General features: G+C 67.3%; 13 protein-coding genes. 8 read left to right on the top strand and 5 right to left on the bottom strand.

Features of this window, described 5'->3' with window-relative positions:
• Positions 1 to 228: 228 nt before the first annotated feature.
• The gene (locus AC1DYU_RS09040; protein WP_476791349.1) at positions 229 to 789 is read left to right on the top strand and encodes a thioesterase family protein; all 561 of its coding nucleotides are present in this window, start codon (positions 229 to 231) and stop codon (positions 787 to 789) included.
• A 6-nt stretch (positions 790 to 795) separates the two neighbouring features.
• Here AC1DYU_RS09040 and AC1DYU_RS09035 read toward each other — a convergent pair whose 3' ends face one another.
• Positions 796 to 4,365, bottom strand: a complete 3,570-nt coding sequence (locus AC1DYU_RS09035; RefSeq protein WP_476791348.1) for a PAS domain-containing hybrid sensor histidine kinase/response regulator — start codon at positions 4,363 to 4,365, stop codon at positions 796 to 798.
• A gap of 160 nt (positions 4,366 to 4,525) precedes the next feature.
• On the opposite strand from AC1DYU_RS09035, the gene mscL reads away from it, so the two are divergent.
• The 3 genes from mscL to AC1DYU_RS09020 all read left to right on the top strand — a co-directional run bounded on the left by mscL (position 4,526) and on the right by AC1DYU_RS09020 (position 7,464).
• On the top strand, positions 4,526 to 4,945 hold the full coding sequence (mscL, locus tag AC1DYU_RS09030; protein WP_158483743.1) for a large conductance mechanosensitive channel protein MscL: 420 nt from the start codon (positions 4,526 to 4,528) through the stop codon (positions 4,943 to 4,945).
• A 120-nt stretch (positions 4,946 to 5,065) separates the two neighbouring features.
• Positions 5,066 to 6,259 carry a pyridoxal phosphate-dependent aminotransferase gene (locus AC1DYU_RS09025; RefSeq protein ID WP_158483744.1) on the top strand — a complete coding sequence of 398 codons (1,194 nt, stop codon included), beginning with the start codon at positions 5,066 to 5,068 and terminating at the stop codon, positions 6,257 to 6,259.
• Between the two features lie 140 nt (positions 6,260 to 6,399).
• Entirely contained in the window at positions 6,400 to 7,464 is a 1,065-nt protein-coding gene (locus tag AC1DYU_RS09020) for an AbrB family transcriptional regulator (protein WP_476791347.1), read from the top strand.
• 19 nt (positions 7,465 to 7,483) lie between these two features.
• Here the strand turns inward: AC1DYU_RS09020 and AC1DYU_RS09015 are convergent, their stop codons facing one another.
• The 3 genes from AC1DYU_RS09015 to AC1DYU_RS09005 all read right to left on the bottom strand — a co-directional run bounded on the left by AC1DYU_RS09015 (position 7,484) and on the right by AC1DYU_RS09005 (position 11,064).
• Positions 7,484 to 9,073 (bottom strand): ABC transporter substrate-binding protein, encoded by a 1,590-nt coding sequence (locus AC1DYU_RS09015; protein ID WP_476791346.1) that lies wholly within the window; start codon positions 9,071 to 9,073, stop codon positions 7,484 to 7,486.
• A gap of 94 nt (positions 9,074 to 9,167) precedes the next feature.
• Entirely contained in the window at positions 9,168 to 10,109 is a 942-nt protein-coding gene (locus tag AC1DYU_RS09010; RefSeq protein WP_476791345.1) for an SMP-30/gluconolactonase/LRE family protein, read from the bottom strand.
• 49 nt (positions 10,110 to 10,158) lie between these two features.
• The gene (locus AC1DYU_RS09005) at positions 10,159 to 11,064 is read right to left on the bottom strand and encodes a LysR family transcriptional regulator (RefSeq protein ID WP_476791344.1); all 906 of its coding nucleotides are present in this window, start codon (positions 11,062 to 11,064) and stop codon (positions 10,159 to 10,161) included.
• A 117-nt stretch (positions 11,065 to 11,181) separates the two neighbouring features.
• Between AC1DYU_RS09005 and AC1DYU_RS09000 the strand changes: the two genes are divergently transcribed.
• The 3 genes from AC1DYU_RS09000 (at position 11,182) to glcF (ending at position 15,344) form a co-directional block, all read left to right on the top strand.
• Positions 11,182 to 12,618 (top strand): FAD-linked oxidase C-terminal domain-containing protein, encoded by a 1,437-nt coding sequence (locus AC1DYU_RS09000; RefSeq protein ID WP_476791343.1) that lies wholly within the window; start codon positions 11,182 to 11,184, stop codon positions 12,616 to 12,618.
• Entirely contained in the window at positions 12,615 to 13,802 is a 1,188-nt protein-coding gene (locus AC1DYU_RS08995) for an FAD-binding protein (protein WP_476791342.1), read from the top strand. The genes AC1DYU_RS09000 and AC1DYU_RS08995 overlap by 4 nt, the downstream gene beginning before the upstream one ends.
• A 165-nt stretch (positions 13,803 to 13,967) precedes the next feature.
• On the top strand, positions 13,968 to 15,344 hold the full coding sequence (gene glcF, locus AC1DYU_RS08990; RefSeq protein WP_476791341.1) for a glycolate oxidase subunit GlcF: 1,377 nt from the start codon (positions 13,968 to 13,970) through the stop codon (positions 15,342 to 15,344).
• Between the two features lie 133 nt (positions 15,345 to 15,477).
• Here the strand turns inward: glcF and AC1DYU_RS08985 are convergent, their stop codons facing one another.
• Complete coding sequence (locus AC1DYU_RS08985; RefSeq protein ID WP_476791340.1) at positions 15,478 to 16,209, bottom strand: DUF3053 family protein; 732 nt, start codon at positions 16,207 to 16,209, stop codon at positions 15,478 to 15,480.
• Positions 16,210 to 16,359: 150 nt separating this feature from the next.
• Between AC1DYU_RS08985 and hisS the strand changes: the two genes are divergently transcribed.
• Positions 16,360 to 17,970 (top strand): histidine--tRNA ligase, encoded by a 1,611-nt coding sequence (hisS, locus tag AC1DYU_RS08980; protein WP_476791339.1) that lies wholly within the window; start codon positions 16,360 to 16,362, stop codon positions 17,968 to 17,970.
• The last annotated feature ends 49 nt before the right edge of the window (positions 17,971 to 18,019 follow it).

Genomic DNA, 18,019 nt, shown 5'->3' with positions numbered 1-18,019 from the left:
ACGTGCTGATGATCCCCGCCTCCTCACGCTGTTAAGCCACCCGAACCACGCCGTCATCCTGGGCGACCGCAGGTCGTCCCGGGATCCATCGGAGAGTTCAATTCCCTATGATGGATCCCGGAGCTGCGCGGCTTCGCCGCTTGTCCAGGATGACGGCGCGGTTCCAACTTGAATCGCCGCGCTCTAGACGCGGCGCAAGGATGCTCCCGTCGATCCGCGAGGCTTGCGATGAATCTCTGGTTCCGCCTGATCTGGCTGCTGCTGACCAGCCCGTTCGGGCCGCGGCTCAAGGCGCTGGGCGATCCGTCGCTGCTGGGCTTCCGCGTCTGGCCGCATGACCTCGACACCAGCCTGCACATGAACAATGGCCGCTACTGGTCGCTGATGGATCTCGGGCGCACCGATCTGATGCTGCGGACGGGCCTGTGGCGGGCCGTACTGCGGCATCGCTGGATCCCGGTGGTCAATGCCGGCATGATCCGTTTCCGCCGCGAATTGCGCCCGTTGCAGCCGTTCCGGATCGAGACCGCGATCCTGTGCTGGACCGAATCCTGGCTCGTCATCCAGCATCGCATACTGAGCCGCGCCAGCGACGGCTCGGAGATCGTCGCAGCCCATGCACTCGTGCGCGCCGCGCTCTATGACCGCACTGGGCGCGCCTATGTGCCCGTCGCAAGGCTGATGGCCGAGATCGGGACGCTGGAGGAAAGCCCGCAGCCGGGTCCCGAAGTCGAGGCCTTCCTCGCCTCGGAAGCCGCGATGCGGGAGAGCGGGACCGTCCGGCCCTGAGCAGCGCTACTCGGCTGCGACCCGGGTCGCGCGCCATTGCGCCAGCAGGGCGCGCAGCGCGCCGGGTTTGAGCGGCTTGTTGAGCAGGTGGACGTCGAGCGCAGCCGCCGCCTCGCGCACATTCGGCGAACGGTCGGCCGTCAGCAGGATCGCCGGCGTCGGCGCGCGCGCGCGCTCCCGCAGCGTGCTGATGGCGGTCAGGCCGTTGCCATGGTCGAGATGGTAGTCGGCGATGACCACGTCGGGCTCGCGCCGCTTCACCAGCACCAGCGCCTCGTCGAGCCCGGCTGCCGTCGCGACGGTGCAGCCCCAGCCCTCGAGCAGGCGCTTCATCCCATCGAGGATCGCCGGCTCGTTGTCGATGACGAGGAGCTTGAGCCCGGCGAGCTGTCCGGCCGGAATCTGGCGCGGCGTGGCGCTCGTGCTCATCTCGGGCAAGGGCGAGGCGCGCGGCACCAGCACCGCGAAGCGGCTGCCCCGGCCGGGCACCGAATCCAGCGTCAGCTTGTGGTCGAGCGTGCGCGCGATGCGCTGGACGATCGAGAGCCCGAGCCCGAGCCCGCGCGCCACCCTGGCGCCCTGGTCGAGCCGCTGGAATTCGCGGAACACGGTCTTCTGCTTGCCCTGGGGAATGCCGAGCCCGGTGTCGAGCACCTCGACGGATATCTGCGGGCCGCGCCGGCGGAAGCCGATCAGCACCTTGCCGCTCGGCGTGTACTTGATCGCGTTCGAAACGAGGTTCTGCAGCAGCCGGCGCAGCAGCCTGCGGTCTGAGCGCAGCGCCAGGCTGGTCGGCATGAATACCAGCTTGAGGCCCTTTTCCTGGGCGCTCGGCTCGAATTCGCGCTGGAGCTGGCGGATCAGCTCGTCGAGCCGGAAGGAGGTCAGCTCGGGCTTCAGCGCCCCGCCGTCGAGGCGCGAGATCTCGAGCAGCGCGGTCAGGATCTCCTCGACCGCGTCCAGCGAGGCGTCGATGTTCTCGGCGAGGTCGGGGCTGCCGGCGGTCCGATCGCGCTCGACCAGCGAGGTCGCATAGAGCCGCGCCGCGTTCAGCGGTTGCAGGATGTCGTGGCTGGCGGCGGCGAGGAAGCGCGTCTTCGAGGCATTGGCCTCCTCCGCCTCCGCCTTGGCGCGCTGGAGCTCGGCATTGACGCGCAGGATCTCCTCGGTGCGCTCGACGACGCGCCGCTCCAGGCTCTCATTGGTGCGCTCCAGCTCCTCCTGCGCCTCGACGCTTTCGGTGATGTCGGTATAGGTCGTGACGAAGCCGCCATCAGGCAGCGGGTTGGTGCGGATCTCGATGACCTTCTTCGAAGGATGGAGCTTGAGCCGCACCGGCTCGCGGTCGCGCACGAAGCTTTGCAGGCGCGCCGCCATCAACTCGTCCTGCTGGCCATCGCCATAGGCGCCGCGCGCCGCGTTGTAGCGCACGATTTCGTCGAGGCCCGTGCCGAAGCGCACCATCCCGGGCGGCAGGTCGTAAAGCTGGATGAAGGCCTGGTTCCAGGCCAGCAGCCGCAGGTCGCGGTCGAGCACGGTGATGCCCTGCCCGGCATGGTCGAGCCCGTGCTGGAGGATGTCGCGGTTGTATTGCAGCGCCGCCGAGGCGTCGTCGAGCAGCTTGAAGGCGGCCTCGGTGGTGAGGTTGCGCCGTCGCAGCAGGAGCGACAGCACGAGCCGCGAGGACGCCGCGCCGATCGCCGAGGAGAGCAGGTGCTCGCCGAAGCGCAGCAGGTGGATGTCGGCGTCGCGCGTCGGGGTCGGCGCCTCGCCGCGGCTGCTGGCGAAGCCCTCGAAGGCGCGCTGCGTCCGCTCCTGGCCAAGATAGCGCCCGATCGTCGATTGCAGCTCGGCTTCGGTGACGCTGGAGCGCCAGAGCGAGAAGGACTGCGCCATCGTCGCCCGGTCGGATTCGACGAAGGCATTGGCCTGGAGACGCTCCATCGCGGTGGCCGGGCGCAGCAGCGAGAAGCCGATATAGGCCAGGATGTTGAGCCCGAGGCTCCAGACCACGCCATGGGGCAGGGCCGGCAGGTCGAGCCCAAACAGCGCCTCCGGCCGCAGCGCTGCCTTGCCCAACGGTCCGAGCGCGACAATCTCGCTCCAGTAGCTGCCCGGATGCGCCAGGCTCGGCATCAGCAGCGTATAGGCCCAGGTCGCGATGCCGATGATCAGCCCAGCCGCCGCCCCCAGTGCCGTGCCACGGCGCCAGACGAGCCCGCCGAAGAAGGCCGGCGCGATCTGGGCCGTCGCGGCAAAGGACAAAAGCCCGATCGCCACCAGCGCCTGTTCGCCCGCGGCGCGATAATAGGCATAGCCGAGCAGGATCACGCCGAGGATCGCGATGCGCCGGATGATCACCACCTGCGAGCCGAGATCGCCGCCCATGGTGCCGTAGCCCGCCCCTTGCGCTTCGAGCTGGGCCTTCGAGCCGGCGGGATCGCTCAGGCCACGGCGTCCGCGCAGCAGGAGCGGCATCACGAGGTGGTTCGAGATCATGATCGCGAGCGCGACCGAGGCGACGATCACCATCGCGGTCGCGGCCGAAAGCCCGCCGACGAAGACCAGCAGCGCGAGCAGTCCGGCGTCGCGCTGCAGCGGCAGCAGCAGCACCGTCATGTCGCGGTCGACGCCTGCCCCCGGCATCAGCAATTCGCCGGCGATGGCGAGCGGCAGCACGAACAGGTTGATCAGGATGAGGTAGATCGGGAACATCCAGGCGGCGCGGCGGACGTCGCGCGCATCCCGGTTCTCGACGATCGTCATGTGGAACTGCCGCGCCAGCAGCAGCGCAGCGCAGGCCGAGAGCAGCGTCAGCGTCAGGAAGGTCGGCCAGTTCGAGGTCCGCTCCCAGATCGGCGTCATGCCGTCTGGAAGCTTCGCTGCCTGTTCGAGGAGGTCGCCCGCGCCGTCATAGAGCCCGTAAACGACGAAGACGCCGAGCACGAGGAAGGCCACCAGCTTGACCAGCGACTCGACCGCGATGGCGAGCACGAGGCCGTCCTGATGCTCGGTCGCATCGATATGCCTTGTGCCGAAGGCGCAGGCGAAGCCGGCCAGCACCAGCGCGACCAGGAAGGCGAGATCGGTGAGGACCGGCCCGTCCGGTGTCGCAGGGCGCCCTCCGGTCGCGGTCAGCAGCACGGAGAGCGAACTCGCCACCGCCTTGAGCTGCAGGGCGATGTAGGGCAGGGCGCCGATCACGGCGACAAGGCAGACCAGCGCCGCGACGCGCTCGCTCTTGCCGTAGCGGGCCCCGACGAAATCCGCGATCGAGGTGATGTTCTGCGATTTCGCAATGCTGACGATGCGGCCGACGAAGCGGTGGCCGAAGCCGATCACCAGGATCGGCCCGACATAGATGCCGAGGAAGTCGAGCCCTGCCCGGCTGGCAAAGCCGACCGAGCCGTAGAAGGTCCAGGAGGTGCAGTAGACCCCGAGCGCCAGCGCATAGATCGTCGCACGCGCCCGCCCGCTGACAAGCCGGTGGCCCGACGTGTCGGCGGCATGGGCGACTGCAAACAGCGCGCACAGATAGGCCAGCGCCACCAGGACGACGGACCATGCCGGAATCATGCTGCCTCCATCGTCGGGCGCCGCGCTGGCCGGACCCTAGATCAGGAGCTTAGCCGGTGGGAACTGGTTTCCACATCCGACATTCTTCTCTAGCGTCTGGCATTGCGACGCGGCGTGGCCGGACCGGGTTCAGGGCGCCAGACTGGAGAAGGGACCAAGCATGATCGAGGAATTCAAGAAATTCGCGCTGAAGGGCAATGTCGTCGATCTCGCGATCGGCGTGATCATCGGCGCGGCCTTCGGCAAGATCGTCGATTCACTCGTCAACGACATCATCATGCCGTTCATCGGCGCGCTCGGCGGCGTCGATTTCTCGAATTATTTCATCGGTCTCAACAGCGGCATCACCGCCACGAGCCTGGCCGAGGCCAGGAAGCAGGGCGCCGTGCTGGCCTATGGCAACTTCATCACCATCGCGGTGAACTTCATGATCATCGCCTTCGTCCTGTTCCTAGTCGTCAAGGCGATCAACCGGCTGCAGAAGTCGCAAAAGGAAGAGCCGAAGGCTCCAGCCCCGCCGGCCGAGGACGTGGTTCTGCTCGGCGAAATCCGCGACCTGCTCAAGCAGAAGACGGTGTGACGCTGCCTGATCGGTCACGCTGATTCATCACCGTGACCGATCGACCCGATCTCGCGATTTCATGCGTGCCGGCGCCGTCATCGGCTAAAGCTGGCGGGTCACAGTCGCGAGGTTGCCGCCATGTCCACCGTCACGCTTCCAGGCTCCGGCCTGATCTCCGATCTGCGCCCGGAGGCCTGCAATGCCCCCGAGAGCGGCATCGTCGAGGTCGTCAACCACGGCCGGCTTAAGGAGGGGCTGATCCCGCTCTGGGTCGGCGAGGGCGATCTGCCGACGCCCGATTTCATCGCGCGCGCCGCCAACAAGTCGCTGGCCGACGGCGAGACCTTCTACACCTGGCAGCGCGGCATTCCCGATCTGCGCGAGGCGCTCGCACGCTATCACACCGCGCTCTACGGCCAGCCCTTCGCGATGGACCGCTTCTTTATAACCGGCTCGGGCATGCAGGCGGTCCAGATCGTCGTGCGCATGATCACCGGCCCGGGCGACGAGGTCGTGATCCCGACGCCGGCCTGGCCGAATGTCGCGGCCGCCATCGGCATCGGCGGCGCGATTCCGGTCAATGTTCCCATGGACTACGTTCATGGCCGCTTCTCGCTCGATCTCGACCGGCTGGCCGCCGCGATCACGCCGAAGACGCGCGCGATCGCGATCAACTCGCCCGCCAACCCCACCGGCTGGACGGCGACCAAGGATGAACTGGCCGCGATCCTGGCGCTGGCGCGCAAGCATGGAATCTGGATCATCGCCGACGAAATCTATGCCCGCTTCGTCTATGACGGGTCGGCCCGCGCCGCCTCCTTCCACGACGTCATGGACGAGAATGACCGCGTCCTCTTCGTCCAGACCTTCTCGAAGAACTGGGCCATGACCGGCTGGCGCGTCGGCTGGATCGAGGCGCCGCCGGCCTTCGGTCAGATCATCGAGAACCTGATCCAGTATTCGACCTCGGGTTCGCCGGTCTTCGTCCAGCGCGCCGCCATCGCCGCGCTCGAACAGGGCGAGCCCTTCGTCGCCGAGCAGATCGCGCGCGCGACCGAAGGGCGCAGGATCATCGCCGAGGGGCTGAAGGCGACCAACCGGGTGACGCTGGCCCCGCCGGACGGCGCCTTCTACCAGTTCTTCTCGGTCGATGGCCGCGAGGATTCGCGCGCGCTCGCCATCGAACTCGTCGACACCGCCAATGTCGGCCTCGCGCCCGGCACCGCCTTCGGCGCGGGCGGCGAGACGGGCTTGCGGCTTTGCTTTGCCCGCAAATCGTCTGATCTCGTCGAAGTCGTGGCACGGCTGCAGCGGGCGCTCGCGGCGGGCTGAGGCGCTTCGATCGGGCGCGCGCCTGCTCTGCATGCAAGGCAGGCGCGCGTGCTTGCGACGCGACGGAAATTGACCGCCCGACGCAGGCCGATCATGAACGCCGCAGGCGACGCATGACGGCGGCGCGCAGCGCGGACGCCATGGCACGCTCACCGATCCACTCGACGCGACTGACGACGCTGCGGCGCGAGATGGCCGTGATCGCCCTTGCGGGCTGTGGCGGAGCGGCACTCTCCCTGTTCGATGTCCCCGCTGCCTGGCTGTCGGGGTCGATGCTGCTGGTTGCGGTCGTCGGCGTGCTCCGGCCGCTGCCCGACCTGCGCAAGCCATGGTTCGACGCCACGATGCTGGTTTCAGGAGCGCTAATCGGCTCTGCAGCGACACCAGAGGCCGTGGCCGCCGCTGCGCGCTATCCAGGCTCGCTCGCCATGCTGTTCCTTGCGCTCATCGCGATCATGCTCGCGAGCGGCGCCTATCTCCGGTATGTGGCGCGCTGGTCCTGGATCGACTCGCTGCTGGCTGCCGCCCCCGGCGCCTTATCGGCCGTCATTGCGGTGGCGCAGGCCAAGGGCGCCAACATCGGCAAGATCGCCGTCATCCAGCTTTTCCGCATCCTCGTGCTGGTCGCGTTCCTGCCGAGCATCATGCAGATGGCCGGCCAGGGCATCGTCGGCCTGCCGCCGGTGTCGCATGTCGTCGGCGCGGGCGATCTTTTGCTGCTGCTCGCCTGCGGTCTCGCTGCCGGCCTTCTGTTCGAGCGCATGGGCGTCACCGCGCCGATCATCCTCGGCTCGACCCTGGCCAGCGCTGCCCTCCATGGCAGCGGCTACATCCAAGGCACGCTGCCCGGCTCGATCCAGATCGCCGTGCTGATCCTGCTCGGGGCCGTGATGGGCGGTCGCGTCTCGACGGTGAAGCGGCATGAGCTTGCCGCGCTGTTCCCGCTTGCGATCGGCAGCTTCGTCGTCGCGCTCGTGGTCGCTTTTGCCTTCGCCTGGCCGGCCGCCTGGCTCGCGGACGTGCCCTATGCGACGGCGATGGCGGCGTTTGCGCCGGGCGGGCTGGAGGCGATGGCGATGCTCGCCTTCGCCATGGGGCTCGACCCGCTCTATGTCGGAGCCCACCACCTTGCGCGGTTCGTGGTCCTGGGGGTGGCGATGCCGTTCATCGTGGCCCGGTTGAAGCCCGAACCGCCGAAGCCCTGAGGCTCCGGCGGCGATCGGTTCAGTCGACGCCGACCGTGGTCAGGTCCTGGAACCAGTGCTGCGCCAGCACGAACTTGGTCACCTTGGGTGAGAGCGCATGCGGGTTGGTGTCATGCACCACCCAGCCGAGCACGGCGTCGTCGACGATCAGGCTGTGCGCCTTGGCCAGAAGCTCGTCCTGCTTGGCGACGTCGAAGCTCTTGGCCGCCTCGTCGAGCAGGGCGTCCACCGCCGGGCTCGACCACGTCCCCCAGTTCACGCCGACCGGCGCGACCTGGTTGGAGTGGAAGAAGCGGATGATGGCGTAGAGCGGGTCCGAGGTGACATAGGCGATGTTGTTGGAGGTGACGTCGGCGTTCATCTCGTCCTTCGCGCCCTTGCGCCAGCGCGTGTAGAGCACTTCGAGCTCGACGACCTTGAACTCGATCTCGATGCCGACATCCCTAAGGTTCTGCTGGATGAACTCGTTCATCGGCAGCGACTGCATCTGGCCGGACCCGCCCTGCGCGATGACGAAGGTGGTCTTCAGCGGCTTCTGCTTCGAGTAGCCGGCCTCGGCCAGCAGCTTCCTGGCGGCTTCAGGATCGTATTTGATCTGGAAGGAGGGCTTGCCGAACCACGGGCTGGTCGGATCGACCTGGCCTGAGGCCGGGCGCGCCAGACCGTTCAGCAGCGCGACGATGCCCTCGCGATCGATGGCAAGGTTGAGCGCCTTGCGCAGCCGCACATCCTGCCAGGGCGAGCCCGGCGCTACGGAGAGATGGTAGTTCCAGACATGGGGCGTGACGTTCTCGACAATCCGCATCTTCGCCGATTTGAGCTGCGGCACGGTGTCGGGCGCGGGCGTCTCGATCATGTCGACCTGGCCGGTGATCAGCGCGTTGGTGCGCGCCAGCACCTCGGGCATCGGCAGCAGGATCAGCCGATCGACCTTGGCGAGGCGCTTCTTGTCCCAGTACTCGGCGTTCTTGACGAGTTCCGCCCGCTCGCGCGGCACGAACTTGTCGAGCTTGAACGGGCCGGTGCCCGAGGGCGTCATCGCGAACTTGTCCCAGTCCTTGCCGACCTTCTCGTATTGGGCCGGCGAGGACACCAGGAACCAGAGCATCTGGTAGGGGAAGAAGGAATCGATCGCCTTGGTGGTGATCTCGACGGTCCTGGCATCGACGACGCGGTAGCTCGCGACGGAGGGCAGCCGCGGCTTGACCTGGGCGGCCTGTCGTCGGTCGTAATGGGCCGCCTTCTCGTCCAGCACCTTGTCGAGGTTCCAGACCACGGCGGCGGCATCAAGCGTCGAGCCGTCATGGAACTTCACGCCGGCGCGCAGCGTGAACAGCCACTTCTTCTGGTCGGTGGCATCGACCTTCCATTCGCTGGCGAGTCCCGGCACGAGCTTGCCCGGCCGATCTGCCACGTCCATCTCCCAGGCGACGAGCGGGTCGTAGAGCGTGTAGCCGGTGAATTTGTAGGCGCCGGCGCCACGATCAGGCTGGCCCGAGGTCAGCGGGATGTCCGCCAGCGAGATGCCGTAGCGCACGACGGTCTCCGCCTGCGCCGCCGTGGCGAGGGAAAAGGCGAGTGCGGCCGAAATAGCCAGACGTTTGAACATGCATGCAGCTCCGAGGGGCAAGATGCATGCAGTTGAGCAAGGGCTGTGCCACGGGTGACGGCGCTACGCACACGTCATTGCGAGCTTTTGTCGCTCAGCGATCCCCGGGCCGCACGGCGCCGTTCGTGCTCGTGATCACCGCATAGAGCGAACTCGTGCCGCAGATGAACAGCCGGTTGAGCTTCGGCCCGCCCCAGCAGACATTGGCCACGACCTCGGGGATCGCGACCTTTCCGATCAGCGTGCCGTCGGGATGATAGATGTGCACGCCATCGGCGGCGCTCGTCCAGATGCGGCCTTCGACATCGAGCCGGAAACCATCGAACAGCCCGGCCGTGCAGGTCGCGAAGACGGTCGAGCCGCCAAGCCCGCTGCCGTCCGCCGTGACCTCGCAGGCGCGGATATGGCGCGGGCCGTTGACCGGATCGTGGCTCGCGCCGGTGTCGGCGATGTAGAGGATGCGCTCGTCCGGCGAGAAGGCCAGCCCGTTCGGCTTGACGAAGTCGTCGGCCACGATCGTCACCGCGCCCGTCTCGCCATCAATGCGGTAGACATGGCAGGCCTCGATCTCGCTTGGGCTTTTGTTGCCCTCGTAGTCGCTGAGGATGCCGTAGTCGGGATCGGTAAACCAGATCGATCCGTCCGACTTCACCACGAGATCGTTGGGCGAATTCAGCCGCTTGCCCTGCCAATGGCTGGCGAGCACGGTGATGCGTCCATCATGCTCGGTGCGCGTCACCTGCCGGGCCCCATGCTCGCAGGTGACGAGCCGGCCCTGTCGATCGACCGTGTTGCCGTTGGAGTTCCGCGCCGGCTGGCGGAAGACGCCGACCTGGCCGGTCAGCGCATCGAAGCGCAGCATCCGGTCATTGGGGATGTCGGACCAGACCAGCGTGTTATGCGCCGGAAACCAGGCCGGCCCCTCGGCCCAGCGCGACCCGCTCCACAGCCGCTCGACCCGGGCGGAGCCGGGAATCACGCGGTGGAAGCGCGGGTCCAGAACGGTCGAGCCTGTGCCTTCGATGACGCCGAACATCAATCTGGTCTCCGAATTTCAGTCGCAGGGTCGGGCGCGGCAGCGCGCTTCACAGTTCCAGCCCAGCATCCCAATACGGCGTCTGCCCGTAGAGATCACCGAGATAATCCACGAAGGTGCGGACCTTCTGCTCCATGTGCCGGCGACTCGGATAGACGGCATGGACCGCGACCCTGCGGCCGACCGAATAATCCGGCAGGACCCGGCGCAGCGTCCCCGCCTTGAGCTCCGGCCCGACATCCCAGGTCGAGCGCAGCGCGATGCCGAGCCCGGCAAGCAGCGCCTCGCGCACCACCTCGCTCGAATTCGTCCGCAGCGGGCCGCTGACGCGCACCGTGACCGGGCCGCCCGGTCCCTCCAGCCGCCAGTTGTCGGCATTATGCGTGATCAGCGTATGCCGGGACAGATCCTCGATGCGCGTCGGTTCGCCGAAGGCCGCGAGATAGCCCGGCGCGGCGCAGAGCACGCGGTGATTCGGCGCGAGCCGCTTCGCCACCAGGCTCGAATCTCTGAGATCGGCGATGCGGATCGCCAGGTCGAAGCCCTCGCCGACGATGTCGATGAAGGCGTCGCTCAGCACGAGATCGACCGTCACCAGCGGATGGGCGTCTAGGAAGGGCTTGAGATGCGGCGCGATGTGGAGGCGCCCGAACGAGGTAGGGGCCGAGACGCGCAGCGTGCCGCGTGCCTGGCCGGCGCCGCTCGCGACCCAGGCTTCGGCATCCTCGATCGAGGACAGGATCGAGACCACGCGCTCATAGAAGCCCTGTCCAGCCTCGGTCAGCGAGAGCTGCCGCGTCGTTCGCTGCAGGAGCCTGACGCCCAGCCGCTCCTCGAGCCGGCGGATGCGCTTGGAAATGACGGCCGGCGACAGGTTGAGCTGCCGGCCCGCTGCCGACATGCTGCGCGCGGTCACCACATGAGCGAAGACGTCGAGATCTCCGAAGCGATCCATATGAAGCGTCGTCCCGCTGTTATCTTTTCTGAATTGGAAACAATCATGCGCGTTGGTCGCACTGCAAGCAGTTTCGATTTCGTCTAGGGTCGAGACCGCCGCCGAGGAACCGCGCCCATGTCCGCCATTGCCTTTCCCGTACCCGATCAGAGCATCCTCGCGCGACGGGACGCGATCATTGCCGGCCTGGCCCGCCTGGTTCCGCCCGAAGCCCTGATCACCTCGGCCGATGAGCGCCGTCCCTACGAGACCGACGCGCTGACCGCCTATCGCCGCCTGCCGCTGGCCGTCGTGCTGCCCCAGACGACGCAGGAGGTCGCGGCGGTTCTGAAGTTCTGCGGCGAGCAGGGCGTGCCAGTCGTGCCGCGCGGCGCCGGAACCTCGCTCGCCGGCGGCGCGATCCCGCAGGAGGATGCCGTCGTCATCGGCGTCTCCAAGATGAATCGCATCCTCGAGATCGACTATGCCAATCGCACTGCCAGGGTGCAGGCCGGCGTCACCAATCTCGCGGTGACCGGCGAGGTCTCGGCGGAAGGGTTCTTCTACGCGCCTGATCCGTCCTCGCAGCTCGCCTGCTCGATCGGCGGCAATATCGGCATGAACTCCGGCGGCGCGCATTGTCTGAAATACGGCGTCACCACCAACAACGTGCTCGGCGTCACCTTGGTCATGCTCGACGGCTCGATCGTCGAGATCGGCGGCGCCCATCTCGATGCGCCCGGCCTCGACATCCTCGGCCTGATCGTCGGCTCCGAAGGCCAGCTCGGCATCGTCACCGAGGCGACGGTTCGCATCCTGCGCTCGCCTGAAGGCGCGCGCCCCGTGCTGTTCGGCTTCCCGACCAGTGAGCAGGCGGGCGAGGCGGTCGCGGCGATCATCGGCGCCGGCATCATCCCCGTGGCGATGGAGTTCATGGACAAGCCCGCCATCGATATCTGCGAGGCCTTCGCCAAGGCCGGCTACCCGATGGATGTCGAGGCGCTGCTGATCATTGAGGTCGAGGGCTCGGATGTCGAGATGGATGCACAGCTCGCCCGCATCGTCGCCATCGCCAGGGAGCACGGCGTCAAGACGGTGAAGGAGAGCAAGTCCGCGATGGAGGCCGCCGCGATCTGGAAGGGCCGCAAATCCGCCTTCGGCGCCACCGGGCGCATCGCCGACTACATCTGCATGGACGGCACGATTCCCACGGGCCAGTTGCCCTATGTGCTGCGCCGCATGGACGAGATCGTGAAGGGCTATGGCCTGCGCGTCGCCAACGTCTTCCACGCCGGCGACGGCAATCTGCACCCGCTGATCCTCTACAACTGCAACGACCCCGTCGAGGCGCAGAAGGCGGAGGATGCAGGCATGGACATTCTCAAGCTCTGCGTCGAGGTCGGCGGCTGCCTCACCGGCGAACACGGCGTCGGCATCGAGAAGCGCGACCTGATGACCTTCCAGTTCAACCCCGAAGACCTGAACCAGCAGATGCGGGTGAGGGCGGTGTTCGACCAGGCCTGGCTGCTGAACCCAGCGAAAGTGTTCCCGCTCGAAGGGCGGGTGGCGGCGTGACCCTCCACATCCCCGCCACCGAGGCGCAGGCCTGCGCCATCGTGAAATCCGTGATCGAGAGCGGCACGCCTTTGTCGATCATCGGCGGCAACACTCGCGCCGGCCTCGGCCGCCCGACGCAGACGCAGAGCACGCTTTCGAGCGCCGGACTGAACGGCATCACGCTCTATGAACCCTCCGAGATGGTGATCGGCGCGCGCGCCGGCACGCCGCTCGCCGAGGTGCAGACGACGCTCGCCGATCGCGGCCAGATGCTGCCCTTCGAGCCGATGGACCATCGCGCCTTGCTCGGCAGCGAGGGCGAGCCGACCATCGGCGCGGTCGCCGCCGGCAACATCTCCGGCCCGCGCCGGATCAATGCCGGGGCGGCGCGCGATTCTCTCATCGGCATCAGGCTGGTGAACGGGCGTGGCGAGGCGATCAAGTCGGGCGGGCGGGTGATGAAGAACGTCACCGGGCTCGACCTGGTGAAGCTCGTCGCGGGCAGCCATGGCACGCTCGGCTTCCTGACCGAGGTGATCTTCCGCGTGCTGCCGACGCCCGAGCGCATCATCACGCTGGTCTGGCGCGGTCTGTCGGACGAGGCGGCGGTCGCACTGCTCTGCACGGCGCTGGGTTCGCCCTTCGAGCCCTTCGCCGCCGCGCATCTGCCCGAAGGCATCGGCGCCGACCAGGCCCGTACGCTGCTGCGGCTGGAGAATTTTTCCGCTTCGATCGACTATCGCAGCCGCGAGCTTGCGACCTTGCTGGGCGTCCATGGAGCGCCCGAGATGATCGAGGGCGAGGCTTCGCTCGAACTTTGGCGCGAGGTGCGCGACGCGCGCTTCTTCGCCGGCACCGACGAGGCCGTGTGGCGGCTGTCGGTTGCGCCCACCCATGGCCCGAAGGCGACGGCGGCAATCGCCGCGCGCGCGCCCGGCGCGCGCTGGTTCTATGACTGGGGGGGCGGGCTGGTCTGGCTCGCGGTGCCGGCGGGCGAGGCCGCGGCCGCGACCGAAATCCGCGCCGCGCTGAAGCCGCTCGGCGGCCATGCGACTCTGGTGCGCGCACCCGCCGCGATCCGCGCCGCCGTGCCGGTGTTCGAGCCGCTGGCGGAGCCGCTGATGCGGGTGAGCACGGGGATCAAGACGAGTTTCGATCCCGCCGGGATTTTCGAGCCGGGCCGGATCTATGCGGGGGTTTGAGATGGGCGCGGGGAACCCTTCTCCCGTGTGGGAGAAGGGCAGGGATGAGGGCCGGACGGTGCCGGATGAACCAGCGGCGGTCCCTCATCCGACGCTCCGCGCCACCTTCTCCCATCCGGGAGAAGGGAGAGCCGTAGCGGGTGACGGGACGATCAGAGCGTAATCATGCAGACCAACTTCACCCCCGCCCATCTCGCCTCGGACCCCAGGCTGCCGGCCTCGGAGAAGATCCTGCGCACCTGCGTGCATTGCGGCTTCTGCACCGCGACCTGCCCGACCTATCTGCTGCTCGGCGACGAGCTCGATTCCCCGCGCGGGCGCATCTACCTGATCAAGGACATGCTGGAGAACGGCAAGCCGGCGACGCAAGAGGTGGTCAAGCATGTCGACCGCTGCCTCTCCTGCCTCTCCTGCATGACGACCTGCCCCTCGGGCGTGAACTACATGCACCTCGTCGACCATGCCCGCGCGCATATCGAGGAGACCTATGAGCGCTCCTGGCACGACCGGGCGCTGCGGCGCATCCTCTCGGCGATCCTGCCCTATCCCGGCCGTTTCCGGGTCGCCATGCTCGGCGCGATGCTGGCCAAGCCCTTGGGACCGGCGCTCGGCGCGCTGCCGCTGATAGGCGAGCGGCTGAAGGCGATGCTGGCGCTGGCACCGGCCCGGCTGCCCTCGCGCTCGACCATGGAGGGGCCGCAGACATTCGCCCCCGCCGCTGCGCCACGGGGCAAGCGCGTTGCCATCCTGTCCGGCTGCGCCCAGCCAGTGCTCGACCCCGCGATCAACGAGGCGACGATCCGGCTTCTGACCCGCCATGGCGTCGAGGTCGTGCTGCCGAAGGGCGAGGGCTGCTGCGGCGCGCTCGTCCACCACATGGGCCGCGAGCCTGACGCGCTTTCCTTCGCCCGCGTCAATATCGACGCCTGGATGGCCGAGTTCGAGGGCGCGGGGCTGGATGCGATCCTGATCACGGCGTCGGGCTGTGGCACGACGATCAAGGATTATGGCTTCATGTTCCGCAACGAGCCGGCCTATGCGGCGAAGGCGGAGCGGGTCTCGGGCCTTGCGAAGGACGTCACCGAGTTCCTCGAAACGATCGAGCTTGCGCCCGTCCGGGATGTCGCGATGCCGATCGCCTACCATTCCGCCTGCTCGATGCAGCATGGCCAGCAGTTGAAGGACGGGCCCAAGCGGCTGCTTTCCGCTGCCGGCTTCAAAGTGAAGGAGGTGCCGGAGGGCCATATCTGCTGCGGCTCGGCCGGCGTCTACAACATCCTCCAGCCGGAGATCGCCGGGCGCCTGCGCGAGCGCAAGATCGGCAATATCGAGAAGACGAAGCCCGTGCTGGTCGCGACCGGCAATATCGGCTGCATGACCCAGCTCGCCAAGGGCTTCGCCGACAAGGGCGCCACCACCCCGGTCGTCCACACCGCCGAACTGCTCGACTGGGCGACCGGCGGCCCGCTGCCGGAGAAGCTGGCGCGGGCAGGGATTGCGGATGCGCCGCTAAGGGCGCCGGCGCTGATCGCAGCGGAGTAGCGCGATCGTCATCCCGGACGTAGCGAAGCGGAGATCCGGGATCCATGCCTGAGCATGTATCGGAGAGGTTCCGGCATGGATCCCGGGTCAAGCCCGGGATGACGCGGCGTTTCAGAGCGCAGCCAAGGCGATCTCAACTCCCATAAACCAGCCGCCGCAGCTTCTGCTGGGCCTCGACCATCGAGCGCTGTTTCGAGGACATCGCCGTCATCGCGGCCTGCACCTTGGCCCGCAGCGCGGCGTTGCTGATCTCGATCTGCGAGCCGCTGAGCTTGATCGCCGGGCGGTTCGTCTCGATCAGTTCGGCCATCGCCAGAACCGCGCCGAAAGCCTCGTCCGTCGGCGGGAAGATCTCGCGGAAGGTCGCGACCGGCTGCGTCACCAGCTTGTCGTAGGTCGCGGCATAGACGCTGGCGAGATCGTCCGGCTGCTTCAGCGCCGCCCGCTCGGCATCGGCCGCTGCCGCCGCCTGGTCGAGCGCTTCCTTCATCTTGACGAAGCCGGCGCGCACCGCCGCGATATCGACCTTGCGCGTCACCACCTCCTCGATCGAGCGCGGCATGCCCTTGGCCATCGCCTCCTGCATCGGGTTGGCGACGGAATTGTTCATCCGCTCGTGGAAGCGCGTGATCACAGCATAATGGCCGGCATAATCGCCGAAGGGCTTCAGCTTCTCGGCATTGGGCTGCGGCACGCGCGCGCCCTGCTTCGGCAGCACGTCGGTCTGGAGGAAGGCGATGAAGGCCTTGCGCTGGTCGGCCTCGCTCGGGCTGCAGGCGGCGAGCAGCAACCCGGCCATCAGGCAAGTCAAAAGGGTTACAAGCCGACCCGCCATGGTGCCCTCCTTGTCGATGATGCGTGTCATGCTAACCGAAGGTTGCGGCCGGGCCTATCGCCGAACGCGCCTCTGTCGCTCGCCACTTCACTTGCCCCCTTCGCGTCAGCGGGCTAACCCCTCGGCCAGACCATTTCGGCGCCTCGCGGCAGCCTGCACGACCAGAGAAGCGAAGATCCCATGTCGAAGCCCGACAAGCTCAAGGCCCGCCAGCCGCGCGGTTTCGTCGATCGCGGCCCGGCCGATGTCGCCGCCACCGAGCGCATGCTCGCCGTCATCCGCGACAGCTTCTCGCGCTATGGCTTCGATCCCGTCGAGACCCCCTTCGTCGAGTTCTCCGATGCGCTCGGAAAATTCCTGCCCGATCAGGACCGCCCGAACGAGGGCGTCTTCTCCTTCCAGGATGATGACGAGCAGTGGCTCTCGCTGCGCTACGACCTGACCGCGCCGCTCGCCCGCTATGTCGCGGAGAATTTCGACGCGCTGCCAAAGCCCTATCGCAGCTATCGCGCCGGCTACGTCTTCCGCAACGAGAAGCCGGGGCCGGGCCGCTTCCGCCAGTTCATGCAGTTCGATGCCGACATCGTCGGCGCAGGCAGCGTCGCAGCCGATGCCGAGATCTGCATGCTTGCGGCCGACACGATGGAGGCGCTCGGCATCAAGCGCGGCGACTATGTCGTCAAGGTCAACAACCGCAAGGTATTGGATGGTGTGATGGAGGCGATCGGCCTCGGCGGCGAGAACAATGCCGGGCGCCGGCTGACCGTGCTGCGCGCGATCGACAAGCTCGACAAGTTCGGTCCGGAGGGCGTGCGGCTGCTGCTGGGCGAGGGGCGTAAGGACGAGAGCGGGGATTTTACCAAGGGTGCGGGGCTGAGCGGGGAGCAGTCAAATGTCCTCCTCGCCTTTTTAGAGATCGATTTGGTCCATAATCCGAGTGCCGCGCTGATGCCGCGGGAAAACCCTAAGCTGGCCGGTATGAAAGGGGGAATCCTCATGCGTATTCCGGCTGCCGTTGACCGTAGCCCTGAATACGCAGAATCCGTTACTCAAAGTGATCTGATAAGGGCGGGAGTGTCTGAACTCGATACGATTAGGCTGCTGGTTGAGGCCGCCGGATATGGAGAGGATCGGATCGTAACTGATTTTTCGATTGTCCGCGGCCTCGAATACTATACCGGCCCGGTCTACGAGGTCGAACTGACCTTCCCGGTCACCAATGAGGATGGTCAGGTCGTGCGCTTCGGCTCGGTCGCGGGTGGCGGGCGTTATGACGGGCTGGTCGGCCGCTTCCGGCCCGAGCCCGTGCCGGCGACCGGCTTTTCGATCGGCGTGTCCCGGCTCTATTCGGCGCTGAAGGCGGTGAAGTCGCCCATCGTCGATGCGAAGAGCGAACTGCCCCTCGTCGTCGTCACGGCGATGGACAACAAGTCGCCGGAGTTCATGCCAGGCTATCAGGCGATGGTCTCGGAGTTACGCAAGGCCAGCGATGCCAACGGCAAGCCGCTGGTCCGCGCCGATCTCTATCTCGGCTCCTCGGGCTTCAACGCCCAGATGAAATATGCCGACCGGCGCGGCGCGATCTGCGCGGTGATCCAGGGCTCCTCCGAGCGCGAGGCCGGCACGGTCATCATCAAGGACTTGATCATGGGCGCCGAACTCGCCGCGGCCGGGCGCGAGCTCAAGGATTCCGCCGAGCACAAGGCCAGGCAGGCGGAGGCGCAGTTTGCCGTGCCGATGGCGGAGTTGGTCGAGGGTGTGAAGCGGGTGCTCGCGCGGCATTCGTCGTAGCGCGCGGGGAACCCCTCTCCTGTAAGGAGAGGGGCAGGGGTGAGGTGTC

It is taken from the genome of Allobosea sp. P2_B12, from assembly GCF_056404835.1.
This window is presented reverse-complemented; position numbering and strand designations above follow the sequence as displayed.

Coding starts and splice junctions, on each gene's coding strand:
- glcF (WP_476791341.1), top strand. CDS start 13,968: ATGCAGACCAACTTCACCCCCGCCCATCTCGCCTCGGACCCCAGGCTG.
- AC1DYU_RS09000 (WP_476791343.1), top strand. CDS start 11,182: ATGTCCGCCATTGCCTTTCCCGTACCCGATCAGAGCATCCTCGCGCGA.
- AC1DYU_RS09040 (WP_476791349.1), top strand. CDS start 229: ATGAATCTCTGGTTCCGCCTGATCTGGCTGCTGCTGACCAGCCCGTTC.
- mscL (WP_158483743.1), top strand. CDS start 4,526: ATGATCGAGGAATTCAAGAAATTCGCGCTGAAGGGCAATGTCGTCGAT.
- AC1DYU_RS08985 (WP_476791340.1), bottom strand. CDS start 16,209: ATGACACGCATCATCGACAAGGAGGGCACCATGGCGGGTCGGCTTGTA.
- AC1DYU_RS09015 (WP_476791346.1), bottom strand. CDS start 9,073: ATGTTCAAACGTCTGGCTATTTCGGCCGCACTCGCCTTTTCCCTCGCC.
- hisS (WP_476791339.1), top strand. CDS start 16,360: ATGTCGAAGCCCGACAAGCTCAAGGCCCGCCAGCCGCGCGGTTTCGTC.
- AC1DYU_RS09005 (WP_476791344.1), bottom strand. CDS start 11,064: ATGGATCGCTTCGGAGATCTCGACGTCTTCGCTCATGTGGTGACCGCG.
- AC1DYU_RS09010 (WP_476791345.1), bottom strand. CDS start 10,109: ATGTTCGGCGTCATCGAAGGCACAGGCTCGACCGTTCTGGACCCGCGC.
- AC1DYU_RS09035 (WP_476791348.1), bottom strand. CDS start 4,365: ATGATTCCGGCATGGTCCGTCGTCCTGGTGGCGCTGGCCTATCTGTGC.
- AC1DYU_RS09025 (WP_158483744.1), top strand. CDS start 5,066: ATGTCCACCGTCACGCTTCCAGGCTCCGGCCTGATCTCCGATCTGCGC.
- AC1DYU_RS09020 (WP_476791347.1), top strand. CDS start 6,400: ATGGCACGCTCACCGATCCACTCGACGCGACTGACGACGCTGCGGCGC.